Raw genomic sequence first — 13,551 nt, forward strand, 5'->3', positions numbered from 1 at the left:
TGCCGTACGGACAAGCGGCCTGACGGGCGCGGCCCCCGAGTGCCGGGCGCGGGGCCGCCTGCCGTACGGACAAGGGGCCTGACGGGCGCGACAGGTGGGCTATGTTGAGCACGGGCTTGACACAGAAGGGGGCACACCGGTGCCATCAGGGCAGCAGGAACGTGCGCAGGCGGCCGCGATCACCCCGGGCGGGCAGCCCGAGGAGCAGGAGCCCACTCCCGCTGAGCGGGTCCTCGCACTGCTCGGCGGCCACCGGCTCTCCCCCGGTCAGCGGCGCATCGCCCAGTACATCATCGACCATCTGCCGGAGGCGGCGTTCCTGTCGATCACCGACCTCGCGGAACGTGTCGGTGTGAGCCAGCCGTCGGTGACCCGGTTCGCCACGTCCCTCGGCTACACCGGCTATCCGGCGCTGCGGGAGGCGCTGCAGCCGATCGCGCTCAGCGCGGTCGCCGGGTCTCCGGAGAGCCGGGCGGAGATCCGCCGGAACGAGCTGCAGGCCGCCGTCGACGCCGAGATCCAGAACCTGGAGAACCTGCGGCGGGTGCTCGCGGACACCGACCGGGTGCTCGACATCGGACGGGAGCTGGCGCTGTCGGTGCCCCTGACGGTCCTGGGCCTGCGTATCTCGGTGTCGCTCGCGGAGTACTTCGCCTATGCCGCACGCCGGATCCACCCCGATGTGCGGCTCGTGACCCGCGGCGGGAGCGTGGCCTACGACGCGCTGCTGCAGTCCCGCGCGGCCGGCGGGACGTGGGTGCTGGCCTTCGCGATGCCGCGGCACGCCAACGAGACGCTGGCGGCCCTGCGGGCCGCCCGCCGCACCGGACTGCGGGTCGCGCTGATCACCGACCTGACGCTCGGGCCACTGGTGGAGGAGGCCGAAGTGACGCTGACGGCCGGGACGGGCTCACGGCTGGTCTTCGACTCCTACGCGGCGCCCGGCGTGCTCTCTGCCGCCGTGCTGCAAGCGATGGCCGACGCGGATCCGGGGCGGACGCAGTTGCGGCTCGAGGGCTACGAGCAGGTGGCCGATCAGCACGACTTCTTCATCGACGACTGATCCGCCTGTCTTTTGCAGCTCGAACCGGTCTCTTAGCGGACTTTTTCATGCCCGGCGGTGCATGAAATTTTTCATACCCTTGCTTACTCGACGGTATATATATTTACTACTCGTGGCACCCGGGTCCTCCGTCGCCATGAGGGGCCAGACCCGAGCCCCCTCAAAGCGGACACCCAGGGACGGCGCTCCCTCCTCGCGCCGTCCGAAGGTGTTCAATCCGGGCTCCGCATTCCGCCGCGGATGCCCTCGGCGGTCCCGGTCAACCCCTGGGCCGGGACCGCCGCACCTCTCTCGATCAGAGTTCATCGGCACCATCCGGAGCGACGACGATGTCCCAGCCCCTCTCCACGGCGAGCCCGGACTGGCCCTGCCAGGTCAAGTCCCCCGGCAGTCACGACTGGGAGCGCAGCGCCGCCCGCTGGCTGCGCGATCTGCTTCCCGCCCGGTACGCCGGCTACTCGACGCTCACCCGGCACCCCGTCCTGCTGGCCCGCCACGCACAGCTGCAACTCCAGCACGAGATACGGGCGGTACGCGTGGCAATGCAGACGTCCCGGACGGAACTGCCCACACTGGGCGTGGCGGAGACGGTCATCGAGAACACGATCCGGCTATACGCCGTCGAACTCGAGCAGCTCGGCCGCCTCGCCCGCGGCGCCAGGCTCGTCGGCGACGCGCTCCTCACGGGCGGCGGCACACACCGCAGGCGGTAGGCCCAACCCGTCCGACGGGGCGCTGCCCGTTCCGCTCACGCCAGCTGCCGCCGCACCAGTTCATGCAGGCGTCCGGCCGTGTCCGCGACGAGGTCGGCGGGGCGGCCCTCCTCGACGACCCGGCCCTCCTCCATGACGATCACCCGGTCCGCGTCCATGACGGTGGACAGCCGGTGCGCGATCACCACGCGGGTGGCGTCCAGCCGGCGGGTGCTCTCGATGACGACGCGCTGGGTCTCGTTGTCCAGCGCGCTGGTCGCCTCGTCGAAGAAGAGGATGCGCGGCCGCCGCACCAGCGCCTGGGCGATCATCAGCCGCTGGCGCTGGCCGCCCGAGATCGCGCCGCCGGACGAGATCAGGGTGTGCAGTCCCATCGGCATCCGCCTGATGTCCTCCGCGAGGCCCGCCATCTCGGCGGCCTCCCAGACCTCCTCCTGGGAGAACGTCTCCGCGCCGCAGATGCAGTCGAGGATGGACCCGGTGAGGGGCTGCGCGTTCTGGAGGACCACACCGCACTGCCGGCGTACGGCGGCGGGATCGAGGGCCGCCAGGTCCTGGCCGTCGTAGAGGACGGTCCCGGAGGCGGGGCGGTCGAAGCCGATGAGCAGCCGCAGCAGGGTCGACTTGCCGCATCCGCTGGGCCCGACGATCGCCACGAACTCCCCCTGCCGCACCTGGAGCGACACGTCGTCGAGGACGGGCGGGCCGTCCTCGGCGTAACGGAAGGTCAGCTTCCTGGCCTCGACGGCTCCGGACAGCGTGCCGGGCTGGGCGCTCCCCCCGCGCGCCTCCGGTGCCTCGTCCAGGATCGGGCGCACCTGCTCGAACATGGGCAGCGCGGCCGCCGCGCTCACCAGCACACCGGTGAGCTGGGTGACCGAGGTCAGCAGCATGGTGACGGCGGTGCTGAAGGTGAGGAACTCGCCCGCCGACATCGAGCCGCGCGCCGGGCCGGCGAGCAGCATGAACATGATGAGCGAGCAGAGCGGCAGGTAGACGGCGTCCAGCACGGTGGTCAGGTTCTTGATGCGGCCCACCCGTTGCTGGAGTTCGCGGGAGCGGGCGAACCGCCGTGCCCAGGCGGCGTACGCGAAGCTCTCCGCCGCCGCGACCCTGAGTTTCGGCAGGCCCCGCAGGGTCTGGAACGCCTGGTTGTTGAGCTTGTTGCTCAGTTCCACCAGCCTGCGCTGCCAGCGGACCTGCCAGAGCCCCATGCCGAGGAACACCGCGCCGATGACGAGCAGCATGCCGATGGCGGCGAGAGCCAGCGGCACGCTGTACCAGAGCAGCAGCCCGACGTTCATCGCACCGACGGTGGTGGACTGCAGGGCCACCGGGCCGATGCCGGACAGGACGCGGCGGATCGAGGAGATGCCCATGGCCGCGCTGGCCAGTTCCCCGGTCGACCGCTCGGCGAAGAACCTGGTCGGCAGCCTCAGCAGCCGGTCCCAGACAGCGGGTTGAAGGGTGCTCTCGATACGTCCCTCCATCCGCAGGATGGTCAGGTTCTGCAAGAGCATGAACGCGGCGGTGACGATGCCGGTGATCATGACGGCGAGCGAGAGCTGCACGATCAGGTCCGTCTGCGCCTTGGGCACGTACACGCCGAGGACCTGTCCGGTGGCGATGGGCACGAGCGCGCCGAGGGCGACGGTGACGAGGCCGCCGAGCAGCAGGTTCCGCACGTCCATGCGGGTGCCGCGGAGGCTGAAGCGCACCAGCCCCCGGACGCTCGCGGGCCGCTCGGGCAGCGGCCGGTAGAACATGACGGCGCGTTCCCCGAACTCGCCGGCGTTCTCCTTGCCGATCCGGGTCCGGGAGCGGGTGAGAGGGTTGACCGCCTCGTAGCGTCCACGGCGCCAGATCAGTGCGACGGGTGCTCCGGAGGCGGCCCGGTGGCCGACGAGCGGACCGGCGTCGGTGCGCCACCAGTGGCCCTGGAGGCGGACCGGACGGGTGCGGACACGGGAGGCGACGGCGATGCGTTCGACGGGGCCCACGCGGTCCTCCGCGGGCCCGCCTTTCGGCGGGTCGGCCAGGGTGACCCCGGCGGCGCGGGCGACGTGGCGGCACACCGCGAGGAGCGTGTCGTCGCCGTCCGCTCCCCCGTGGCCGCGCGAGGCCCGGTCCGGTCTGCCGATGGAGGCGAGCAGCGCCTCGTCGGCGCGGGCTCCGGCGTCGGCGCCGGCCTTGATACCGGCGGCGGTCCGGTCCTCGTGGGCCCGTTCCAGCTCCTCGATCCAGCCGTCCACCGCGGACAGCAACCGGTACTGCTGGTTCACCATGCGCTGCCACATGGCGCCCTCGACGAGCAGGTCGCCCGCCGCCTCGGCGCTGTAGGTGGCGCCGTACTGAACACTGCCCGGCTCGACCTGCATCCACAGGACGTCGTCGTCGGCCATGGTCTCGGCGGCCGAGTGGCCCTCGAGCGGCGCCTCGAACAGCACCCCGAGGCCGCGACCGACACCCAGTCCGAAGGCGTACTCCAGTTGGGAGGTGGCCGTGCGGCCGTACGGGTCCTGATACGCGGACGGATACGGCTCGGCGTACTCCGCGTACTCCGGCACGTACAGCTCCCGCAGCGGGATCCGGCGCAGCACGCAGTCCTGCGAGGGCCGGCCGGTCAGTGTGTGCCGGGGGCCCTCGACCGGGCCGAGGAGCAGGGTGCCCGGGTCGAGGCGGCCGAGGAAGTGCCAGTGGCCCTGCTCGGCCGCGTCCACGGCGAACAGGTCCAGCGTCCCGCCCACGACGAGCCACAGCACCAGCGGCCCTTCCAGATGCAGACTGCGCAGACCGGTGCAGTCGACGGGCGTTCCCATGCCGCCGAGCGCGTGGATCACCGGGTCGGTCTGCGCGAAGGCAGGCTGGTGGCCGGTGGCCGGGGGGTGAACGGACGACACGTCAGTGCTCCTTGACCAGCTCGGCGTACGCCCCCTGCGCGGCGACCAGTTCCTCGTGGCGGCCGCGTTCGACGACGGCGCCATGGTCGAGGACCACGATCTCGTCGCTGTCGCGCACGGTGCTCAGCCGGTGGGCGATGACGACGCATGCGCAGCCGCGCCGACGGAGGTTGTCGATGATGATCCGCTCGGTCTCCGCGTCAAGGGCGCTGGTGACCTCGTCGAGCACCAGGATGCTCGGCCGGCGCACCAGCGCCCGGGCGATCTCGAGGCGCTGGCGCTGCCCGCCCGAGAAGTTGCGGCCGTCCTGTTCGACGCGGCTGTGGATGCCGTCGGGGCGTCGCATCACGACGTCGTGGACGGCCGCGTCCCGCAGGGCGGCCTCGACCGCCTCGTCCGGGATGGAGGGGTCCCACAGGGTCACGTTGTCGCGGACGGTGCCCTCGAAGAGGAAGATGTCCTGGTCGACGAAGGAGACGGACGCGGCGAGCGCGCCGCGGGGGATGTCCTCGAGGAGCCGGCCGTCGATGCGGATGGTCCCCTCCCAGGGGCGGTAGAGGCCCGATATCAGCCGGGAGACGGTCGACTTGCCGCTGCCGGAGCCGCCGACAAGGGCCACCTGCCGGCCGGGCCCGACGCTGAGGGAGAAACCGCTCAGCAGCGGCGCGTCGAGCGGGCTGTAGCCGAAGGTGATGTTCTCGAGCGTCACATGGCCCTTGAGCCGACGGCTGCTCGGGTCGGGCTCGTCGCGGGAGTAGAGGGGGTCGACCGGGAAGCTCTCCACGTCCTTGAGGCGGGCCATGTCCGCGGCGAAATCCTGGATCCGGCCCGCGACTCCGTTCAGCCGGGTGATCGGGGCGGTGAAGCGGGCCACGAGCGCCTGGAAGGCGACAAGGAGACCGATCGATATATGGCCTTCGACGGCCCGCAGTCCGCCGATCCAGAGGATGAGGGCGCTGTTGAGCGTGGCGAGGGTGGGCGCGACGACGGCCAGGACCGCGCTGGGCACGCCGAGGCGCTGCTGGACGTCCAGGGTGGTGGCGTGCTGGCCCGCCCAGCGGCGGAAGAAGCCGTTCTCTCCGCCGGTCGCCTTCATGGTCTCGATCAACTGGAGGCCGGTGTACGAGGTGTTGGTGAGGCGGGCGCTGTCGGCGCGCAGCTTCTGGGTGTGTGTGGAGCGCAGCCGGATGACGATGCGCATCGCGACGACGTTGAGCAGCGCGATGAGCACGCCGAGCACGGTGAGCTGGGGGTCGTAGCTCCACAGCAGCGCGGCGTAGAGGATCACCACGACGCCGTCGACGGCGGCCGCCGCCAGGTCGCGGGCGAGGGTCTCGGCCACGGCGTCGTTGGACTGCAGCCGCTGCACCAGGTCGGCCGGGCTGCGCTGCGCGAAGAACGTGACGGGCAGCCGCAACAGATGGCGAAGGAACCTGGCGCTGCTCAGGGTCGAGGAGATGATCCGCCCGCGCAGCAGGTTCGCCTGTTGCAGCCCGGTGAGCACGGCGGTCAGCGCCACCATCACGGCCATGGCGGCGAACAGCGTCCCGAGCAGCGACGTTCGGCCGCCGATCAGGAACATGTCGATGTAGGTACGGCTGAGCGCCGGGACCGCCGCGCCGACCGCGACGAGGAGCAGACTGGCCAGGAAGGCGGCGAACAGGGTGCCGGTGGTTCCGCGGAGCCGGGCCGGGACGGCCGACATGATGCCCGGCTTCCGGCCGCCCTTGCGGAAGTTGCGGTCGGGTTCGAAGACCAGGGCGACACCGGTGAAGCTGGTGTCGAAGTCCTCCGCGGCTACGAACCGGCGCCCCTTGTCCGGGTCGTTGATGTGGACGCCGCGCCGGCCGAACCGGCGTCCCGTGCCGTCGTAGACGACGTAGTGGTTGAACTCCCAGAACAGGATGGCGGGCGGCTGCACCTCGGCGAGGGCGGTCGCCTCCATCTGCATGCCCTTGGCGGCGAGGCCGTAACTGCGGGCCGCTTTGAGCACGTTGCTGGCGCGTGAACCGTCCCGGGAGACGCCGCAGGCGATCCGGAGCTCCTCGAGCGGCACATGGCGCCCGTAGTGGGAGAGGACCATGGCGAGAGCGGCGGCACCGCACTCCACGGCCTCCATCTGCAGCACAGTGGGCGTGCGGACGGTGCCCGGCCTGCCGGCGCGCCGCTGCTGCCTGCGCCGGGGCGGCGGAGCGGCGCGGCGCGACCCGCGCCGTCCGCCCGGCGCCGCCGCCTCCGGCCGGTGCCTGCCGCGGCCGGCTGCCGGCGGCAACTGCCTTCCGGATACAGGGGCGTTGTGGTTCGTCTGTGTCACGGCAGCAGCCAATCGATCGGGCGCTGCTCTGCAAGGTGGACGGCACCGCCGGTCAGGGTCATGGATTCGAGCGGGTACGGCGGCCCTTCGGAGGACGACCACCGGTAGCCGGACTCGGTGCTCTGCGTACGCTCCAGCTCGACCAGAACGGCAACGGGCTGACCGGCTTGCGAGAACTGCTCGCCCAGCTGGCTGCTGCCGAGGAAGGCGGCGATCCGCTGCCGGGTCTGCGCCGTCCTGCCCACGGACGTGACGCGGCCGCGCAGGACTCCGTACTGCTCGGTCGCCACGGACTGGACGCTGAGGTCGACCTTCGCGCCGACGGGTACCGACGAACCGCGCTCGGCGGGCACGTACACCACGGCCATCAGCGGGTCGTCCGCCTCCTCGATCCGTTCGACCGCCGCGACGTCCGAGCCGGGGGTGACGACGGACCCGATCGTGGCGACGAGCGCGGTCACCCGGCCGGCGGCGACGGTACGGACGACGGTCCCGCCCTGTGCGGTGCGGACCTTCAACAGGGGCGCGTCGGCGCGGACCAGTTCGCCCTCCTCCGCGAGGACCTCGGTGACCTGGCCGGCGACCGGACTCTGCAGTACGTAACTGCCCTGCGCGTGGGTGAGGATGCCGGGTGCGTCCAGCGTGGAGGACACGGTGCCCGTCATGGCCCACCCGCCCGCGGCGATCATCACGACCACGGTGACGATCAGCACGAGCTGGCCCTGCGGACGGGCGAAACGCACCGGAAGGTCGATTTCTTCCGGCGATTGCAGCTTGGAAAGGGCCTGCTTACGGAACTGCACGTTGCTCTTCCCTCAACTGCCGAGGACTACGGGGAGTTCGGCGCGCGGCATGACCGGTCAACCGCGCGCGGCCGCGCGCCCCGGAACCTGGCAGGCTCCGGGGCACACGGCTCGGCGATGCCGGCAGAGCGGGGTGCCGGCGAGCCGTAGGACTTACAGACCCGCGACGACACCGGAGACCGGGCCGCCGATGCTGGCCGCGTTGATGCCAGTGGCACCCGCGACGACACCGGAGGCGGTAGCGACGGTCTCGGAGACCGGGGCGATGATGTTCGCAGCGGCCACGACGTTGTCCACGGTCTGGCTGTGGAGGCCGCCGGCCACGTTGTCGAGCTCGGAGTCGGAGATCTCCTGGGTGGGGACGAAGCTCATGAAAGTTCCCTTCGGATGGATACTGCGAATTGCTGCGACCGGCCACGCGAAAGGAGTGGGCCGGCCGCCCGGCGGGCGTGGGGGGATTCCCGGACCAGGAACCCTTCTTCGAATCCCGCGGTGCGAAGGATCAAAGCATGTGAGGCACTTGGGCGGCCAATCCCGGACAGCGGATCCACGCGGAGAGCGGCACCCAATTGCCCCCACGTGGACGGCCCTGCATCAATTGACGCCACCTTCTTCACCGGACCGTCAAACTCGCGCGCACAGAAGACACGCGGCCGCTTCACGGCGAAGTGGACATTCCCGCACAGAGGCAGATGCCGGCAGGTCAGGACGGAAGACAGCGAGGGCAGACCGTGTGCCGCATGAGTATTGAGTGTGCAGATTCACGGGAGGTCGAGGTTTCTTGACGGCACCTCACAAAGCCTTCACACCGGGGTGGAGCGACAATGCACTCCACCCCGGGACGAGTAATCACGCAAGTGCGGAGCGTTACCTCAGGCGGTGTCCGCGGCCGCTCTCTGCGCAGGTGCGGTGATCTCGGCGCGAAGTGCCGCGGCGTATGCCTCGTCCGGGTCGAGCCGGCGCAGTTCCTCGGCGATCAGTTCGGCCGTACTGCGCACTTTCAGCGCGAGGACCCGGGTGGGCTGCCCGGGGATGCTGAGCCGGGCCACCGGCCCTTCCGGCCGGTCGATGTGGATCTCGCCGTCCACCGTGTGGAGCCGGACGGCGGTGACGACCGGCCCGTCGGTGACGACCTGTTCGACCGGCACCTGCAGCCGGTCGGAGAACCAGCGGGCGAGCAGTTCGGCGCTGGGGTTGTCGGCCTCGCTCTCGACCACGGCGGAGACGACCTCCGAACGGGCCTGGTCGAGCGCCGCGGCGAGCATGGAGCGCCACGGCGTGAGTCTGGTCCAGGCGAGGTCGGTGTCACCCGGCTCGTACCCGGCGGCGCGGGCGTCGAGCTCCTCGATCGGCCGCTCCACCGCGTACGCGTCGGTGATGCGCCGCTGGGCGAGCGCCCCCAGCGGGTCCTTGGCGGGCACGGGCGGTGCGTCCACCGGCCACCAGACGACGACGGGGGCGTCGGGCAGCAGCAGCGGAAGCACCACCGAGTCGGCGCGGTGGGTGAGTTCACCGTGGAGCCGCAGCAGCACGGTCTCGCCGGCTCCGGCGTCGCTGCCGATGCGTACCTCGGCGTCGAGGCGGGTTTCGTGGCGCTCCCGCGGCGAGCGGGCATGGCGCTTGATGACGACCAGGGTGCGGGAGGGGTGTTCACGGGAGGCGTCTCCCGCTGCCTTGATCGCGTCGTAGGCGTTCTCCTCGTCGGTGACGATGACCAGGGTGAGCACCATGCCGACGGCCGGGGTGCCGATCGCACGACGTCCCCTGACGAGCGCCTTGTTGATCTTGCTGGCCGTGGTGTCGGTGAGGTCGGTCTTCATGGCCTTCGCCAGCTCCGTCCGTCTCGTGCGAGCATTTCGTCCGCTTCGGCGGGCCCCCAGGTGCCGGCCGGGTACTGCGCCGGCCTGCCGCTGCGGTCCCAGAACTCCTCGACGGGGTCGAGGATCCGCCAGGACTCCTCCACCTCCTCGGTCCGCGGGAAGAGATTGGCATCCCCCAGCAGCACGTCGAGGATGAGGCGTTCGTACGCCTCGGGGCTGGACTCCGTGAACGACTCCCCGTAGGCGAAGTCCATCGTCACGTCGCGCAGCTCCATCGATGTACCCGGCACCTTGGAGCCGAACCGCACGGTCACGCCTTCGTCCGGCTGGACGCGGATGACCAGCGCGTTCTCGCCGAGTTCCGCCGTGGCGGTGGAGTCGAACGGCGAGTGCGGGGCGCGCTGGAAGACGACCGCGATCTCGGTGACGCGGCGGCCCAGCCGCTTGCCGGTCCGCAGATAGAAGGGGACCCCCGCCCAGCGGCGGTTGTCGATCTCCAGCTTGATCGCGGCGTAGGTGTCGGTCCGGGAGTCGGGGGCGATGCCCTCCTCCTGGAGATACCCGAGGACCTTCTCGCCCCCCTGCCAGTCGGCCGCGTACTGCGCCCGCACGGTGTGTCCGGCCAAGTCCGCCGGGACCTTGACGGCCTTGAAGACCTTGAGCTTCTCGGTGACGAGGGAGGCGGCGTCGAAGGAGGCCGGCTCTTCCATCGCGGTCAGCGCCAGCAGCTGGAGGAGGTGGTTCTGGATCACGTCACGGGCGGCGCCGATGCCGTCGTAGTAGCCGGCGCGGCCGCCGATGCCGATGTCCTCGGCCATCGTGATCTGCACATGGTCGACGTACGACCGGTTCCAGATCGGTTCGAAGAGCGTGTTGGCGAACCGCAGCGCCAGGATGTTCTGGACGGTCTCCTTGCCCAGATAGTGGTCGATACGGAAGACCTCGTCCGGCGCGAACACCTCGTGCACGATCTCGTTGAGGTCGCGGGCGCTCTCCAGGTCATGGCCGAACGGCTTCTCGATGACCGCCCGGCGCCAGGACCCCTTGGGCGCGTTTGACAGTGAGTGGTCCTTCAGTTGCTGGACGACCTCAGGGAAGAACTTCGGTGGTACGGAGAGGTAGAAGGCGAAATTGCCACCGGTGCCCTGAGCCTTGTCGAGGTCCTCGACGGTGGCCTTCAGCTGCTCGAACGCGGCGTCGTCGCCGAAGTCGCCCTGGACGAAACGCATTCCCTGTGAGAGCTGACGCCAGACCTCCTCACGGAACGGGGTGCGGGCATGGTCCCTGACGGCCTGGTGGACCTCCGCCGCGAAGTCCTGGTCCTGCCATTCCCGGCGGGCGAAGCCGACGAGCGAGAAGCCCGGCGGCAGCAGCCCCCGGTTGGCCAGGTCGTACACGGCGGGCATCAGTTTCTTGCGCGACAGGTCACCGGTGACGCCGAAGATCACCAGCCCGGAGGGACCGGCGATACGGGGCAGCCGCCGGTCGAGCGGGTCCCTCAGCGGATTCGCCCAGCCGCTGCCGAGCGACCGCTGTCGCGTCCTCTGCTGCGACCTGCTCTGCGACCGGTTCTCTGACATGCGGTCAGGCCTCCCTGCGCCGACGGCGTGCGGATGCGTCCTTTCCGAGGATCGCATCTCCCGCTGATCCTGCCGGGGCTCACACACCCGTCGGTGCGAGTTCCGCGCAAGGGGATTGATCGCTGTTTTGCGGGCACACCCGCCGGCCCCGGGCCGCGCTCCCGCTTTGCGCCCGCTGTGCATGCCTTTGAACTCGACCTGGGGTGCTTCAGTGACACTGGTGTGACGTCAGCCGTCCTTCTCGGGCGCCCGGTCTCCGGCCTCGGGCCGCAGCACGCTGAGCGCGACGGACACCGTGAGAACGACGACGATGACAGCCAGGCTGATGGGCGAGGGAATCTCGGGGACGGCCGTGCTGATCACCTCGTGGGAGGCCTGCAGGATCAGCTTGACGCCGATGAACGACAGGATCAGCGCGAGACCCTTGCTCAGGTAGTGGAAGCGGTCCAGCAGGCCGGCCAGCATGAAGTAGAGCGCCCTCAGTCCGAGGATGGCGAACGCGTTGCTCGTGTAGACGATGAAGGCGTCGTTGCTGACCGCCAGGACGGCCGGCACGCTGTCGACCGCGAAGACCAGGTCGGCCGCCTCGATCGCGGCCACGACGGCCAGCAGCGGCGTGGCGACGTACCGGCCGGCCTCCTTGAGGAAGAATTTCGCGTCGGCGTACGAGTTCCGCACCGGCATGACCCTGCGCAGCAGACGTACGGCGATGCTCCTGCCGGGATCGAAGCTGTCCTCCTCCTCTTTGAGGATCTTGTAGGTGCTGTAGAAGAGGATCGCGGCGAAGAGGTACAGGACTGCGGTGAAGCGGCTGACGACGGCCACTCCGGCAACAAGGAAGACGCCTCGGAAGACCAGGGCCCCCAGCACGCCGAGGAAGAGCACACGGTGCTGGTAGGCGCGGGGCACCTTGAAGTACCCGAAGATCAGCGCGAACACGAAGAGGTTGTCCACCGACAGACTCTTCTCCAGCAGCCAGGCGGTGGTGTACTCGACCCCGGCCTGCGTGCCGACGACGAGGAAGACGACAGCACCGAAGACCAGCGCCAGACCGACCCACACACCGCTCCATGCCGCCGCCTCCCGGAAGCCGATGACATGCGCCTGCCGGTGAGCAAGCAGATCGACCGCCAGCGAAACAAGCACCGCGGCGGCAAAGACGACCCACAGCCAGTACGGCACGTCGTGCACGAGGCAGTCCTCACAAGGCGACCGGCATAACCGGGCAGCGCCCCTCTCTCCTACGAGTCTGGACGAGCGGGCAGCCGTTGTCCTCCGCGCGGTGCGGGAGGGTCAGCGGGCCGTGAGCAGGATCCACACCTGGCCGGGGGCGAAGTTCAGCCGCTCCCCCGCCGCGTCGGTGAAGACGGTGTCCCCCTCCGCGGTCGCCCGCTGCCACCGGGCGTCGTAGCCGCGGCCGTCGCGCAGCACCAGCGCCGTACCCGAGCCGACCGTCTCGGTGTACGGGGACACGCTGCCCGACCGGTCGCGGAACTGCGAAGGGCGGACCTCGGTGTGCTGCACGACCACCGTCGCGGGTGCGAGCGGACCGCCGTCCGTGGTCCGCGCGGCGGCCCCGTCCATCGCCACCAGCCAGCGTTTCCGCTCGGGCGACCAGCTGAAGGTGTACCGGGCGGAGGGATAGCGCACCGTGTGCTCGTCGAGTGGGCGGCCGCCGTCGGGGGCGGTGCCGAAGCGCATGCCGATGTCCGAGGCGTCGCTCACGTCGCGGGCGGCGGCGAGAGCACGTTCGGGTCGGAGGTACAGATTGTGGGGCGCCAGACGGTCGTCGGAGCGGACGAACGCTTCGGGGGCCGTACCGTGAGCCAGCGCGGCGATGGGAGCCGCCTCGATCAGTGGCCTCAGCGCCGACTGGGCGCCGGAGTAGGCGAGCGCGGGCCGGCCGAACTGCCGCAGCAGCGCGATGTCGGACTCGCGCGCGCTGCGTACGGGGCCGATCCGCTGCGGCAGCCGGGAGGAGAAGACCGCCAGTATCCGGCTGAGGCCGGACTCGACCTGCTCGACGTACACGATGTCGGCCGCGCCGAGGCCGGTGTGGGGACGCGCCGGACGAACGTTGTCGATCTTGACGGCGAGGACCGGCCCCTGCCGTGCCGGCAGGCCGGTGAAGAACGACGTGCCCTGCCGGGACGGCGGTGGCGTGCTCCCCTCGGGGCCCGGCTTTGGGCCGGTGCACCCGAAGAGGGACGCGGTCAGCACGGCAGCGACGAGCGTGGCGACCACAGCGCCGCCCCGTCGCCGTGCACCCCTGCATTCGCGTCTGTGTCTGTGTCTCGTGTCCATCGGCCACGCTCCCCGTGCCACAAGTGGACCACGAAAGGCCCTGTCCCGACAGGT

At 70.5% G+C, this 13,551-nt stretch carries 10 protein-coding genes; 2 read left to right on the plus strand and 8 right to left on the minus strand.

Translation table 11 applies throughout. The features are described from left to right. Window positions 1-139 precede the first annotated feature (139 nt). Both IE198_RS13125 and IE198_RS13130 read left to right on the plus strand, forming a co-directional pair. Window positions 140-1,063 (plus strand): MurR/RpiR family transcriptional regulator, encoded by a 924-nt coding sequence (locus IE198_RS13125; RefSeq protein WP_189885983.1) that lies wholly within the window; start codon window positions 140-142, stop codon window positions 1,061-1,063. Window positions 1,064-1,392: 329 nt separating this feature from the next. Continuing rightward, the gene (locus IE198_RS13130) at window positions 1,393-1,776 is read left to right on the plus strand and encodes a hypothetical protein (protein WP_189885985.1); all 384 of its coding nucleotides are present in this window, start codon (window positions 1,393-1,395) and stop codon (window positions 1,774-1,776) included. A 35-nt stretch (window positions 1,777-1,811) separates the two neighbouring features. On the opposite strand, the gene IE198_RS13135 is transcribed toward IE198_RS13130, so the two are convergent. The 8 genes from IE198_RS13135 to IE198_RS13170 all read right to left on the minus strand — a co-directional run bounded on the left by IE198_RS13135 (window position 1,812) and on the right by IE198_RS13170 (window position 13,497). Next, entirely contained in the window at window positions 1,812-4,676 is a 2,865-nt protein-coding gene (locus IE198_RS13135) for an NHLP bacteriocin export ABC transporter permease/ATPase subunit (RefSeq protein WP_373299848.1), read from the minus strand. A gap of 1 nt (window position 4,677) precedes the next feature. Beyond that, the gene (locus IE198_RS13140) at window positions 4,678-6,990 is read right to left on the minus strand and encodes an NHLP family bacteriocin export ABC transporter peptidase/permease/ATPase subunit (protein ID WP_189885989.1); all 2,313 of its coding nucleotides are present in this window, start codon (window positions 6,988-6,990) and stop codon (window positions 4,678-4,680) included. Further along, window positions 6,987-7,793 (minus strand): HlyD family efflux transporter periplasmic adaptor subunit, encoded by an 807-nt coding sequence (locus IE198_RS13145; RefSeq protein WP_189885990.1) that lies wholly within the window; start codon window positions 7,791-7,793, stop codon window positions 6,987-6,989. Before IE198_RS13145 ends, IE198_RS13140 begins: the two co-directional genes overlap by 4 nt. A 153-nt stretch (window positions 7,794-7,946) precedes the next feature. Beyond that, window positions 7,947-8,165, minus strand: a complete 219-nt coding sequence (locus IE198_RS13150) for a type A2 lantipeptide (protein WP_189885992.1) — start codon at window positions 8,163-8,165, stop codon at window positions 7,947-7,949. 500 nt (window positions 8,166-8,665) lie between these two features. Then, window positions 8,666-9,613, minus strand: coding sequence for a glucose-6-phosphate dehydrogenase assembly protein OpcA (opcA, locus tag IE198_RS13155; RefSeq protein ID WP_189885994.1), 948 nt, complete (start codon window positions 9,611-9,613; stop codon window positions 8,666-8,668). Next, complete coding sequence (gene zwf / locus IE198_RS13160; protein ID WP_229833888.1) at window positions 9,610-11,193, minus strand: glucose-6-phosphate dehydrogenase; 1,584 nt, start codon at window positions 11,191-11,193, stop codon at window positions 9,610-9,612. Before zwf ends, opcA begins: the two co-directional genes overlap by 4 nt. A 228-nt stretch (window positions 11,194-11,421) precedes the next feature. Next, window positions 11,422-12,384: a TerC family protein gene (locus IE198_RS13165; RefSeq protein ID WP_189885996.1), complete on the minus strand. Its 963-nt coding sequence runs from the start codon at window positions 12,382-12,384 to the stop codon at window positions 11,422-11,424. A gap of 102 nt (window positions 12,385-12,486) precedes the next feature. Beyond that, on the minus strand, window positions 12,487-13,497 hold the full coding sequence (locus IE198_RS13170) for a DUF3048 domain-containing protein (protein WP_189885998.1): 1,011 nt from the start codon (window positions 13,495-13,497) through the stop codon (window positions 12,487-12,489). Window positions 13,498-13,551: the final 54 nt, after the last annotated feature.

This window comes from Streptomyces xantholiticus, assembly GCF_014651015.1.
GTDB classification, from domain to species: Bacteria; Actinomycetota; Actinomycetes; order Streptomycetales; family Streptomycetaceae; genus Streptomyces; species Streptomyces xantholiticus.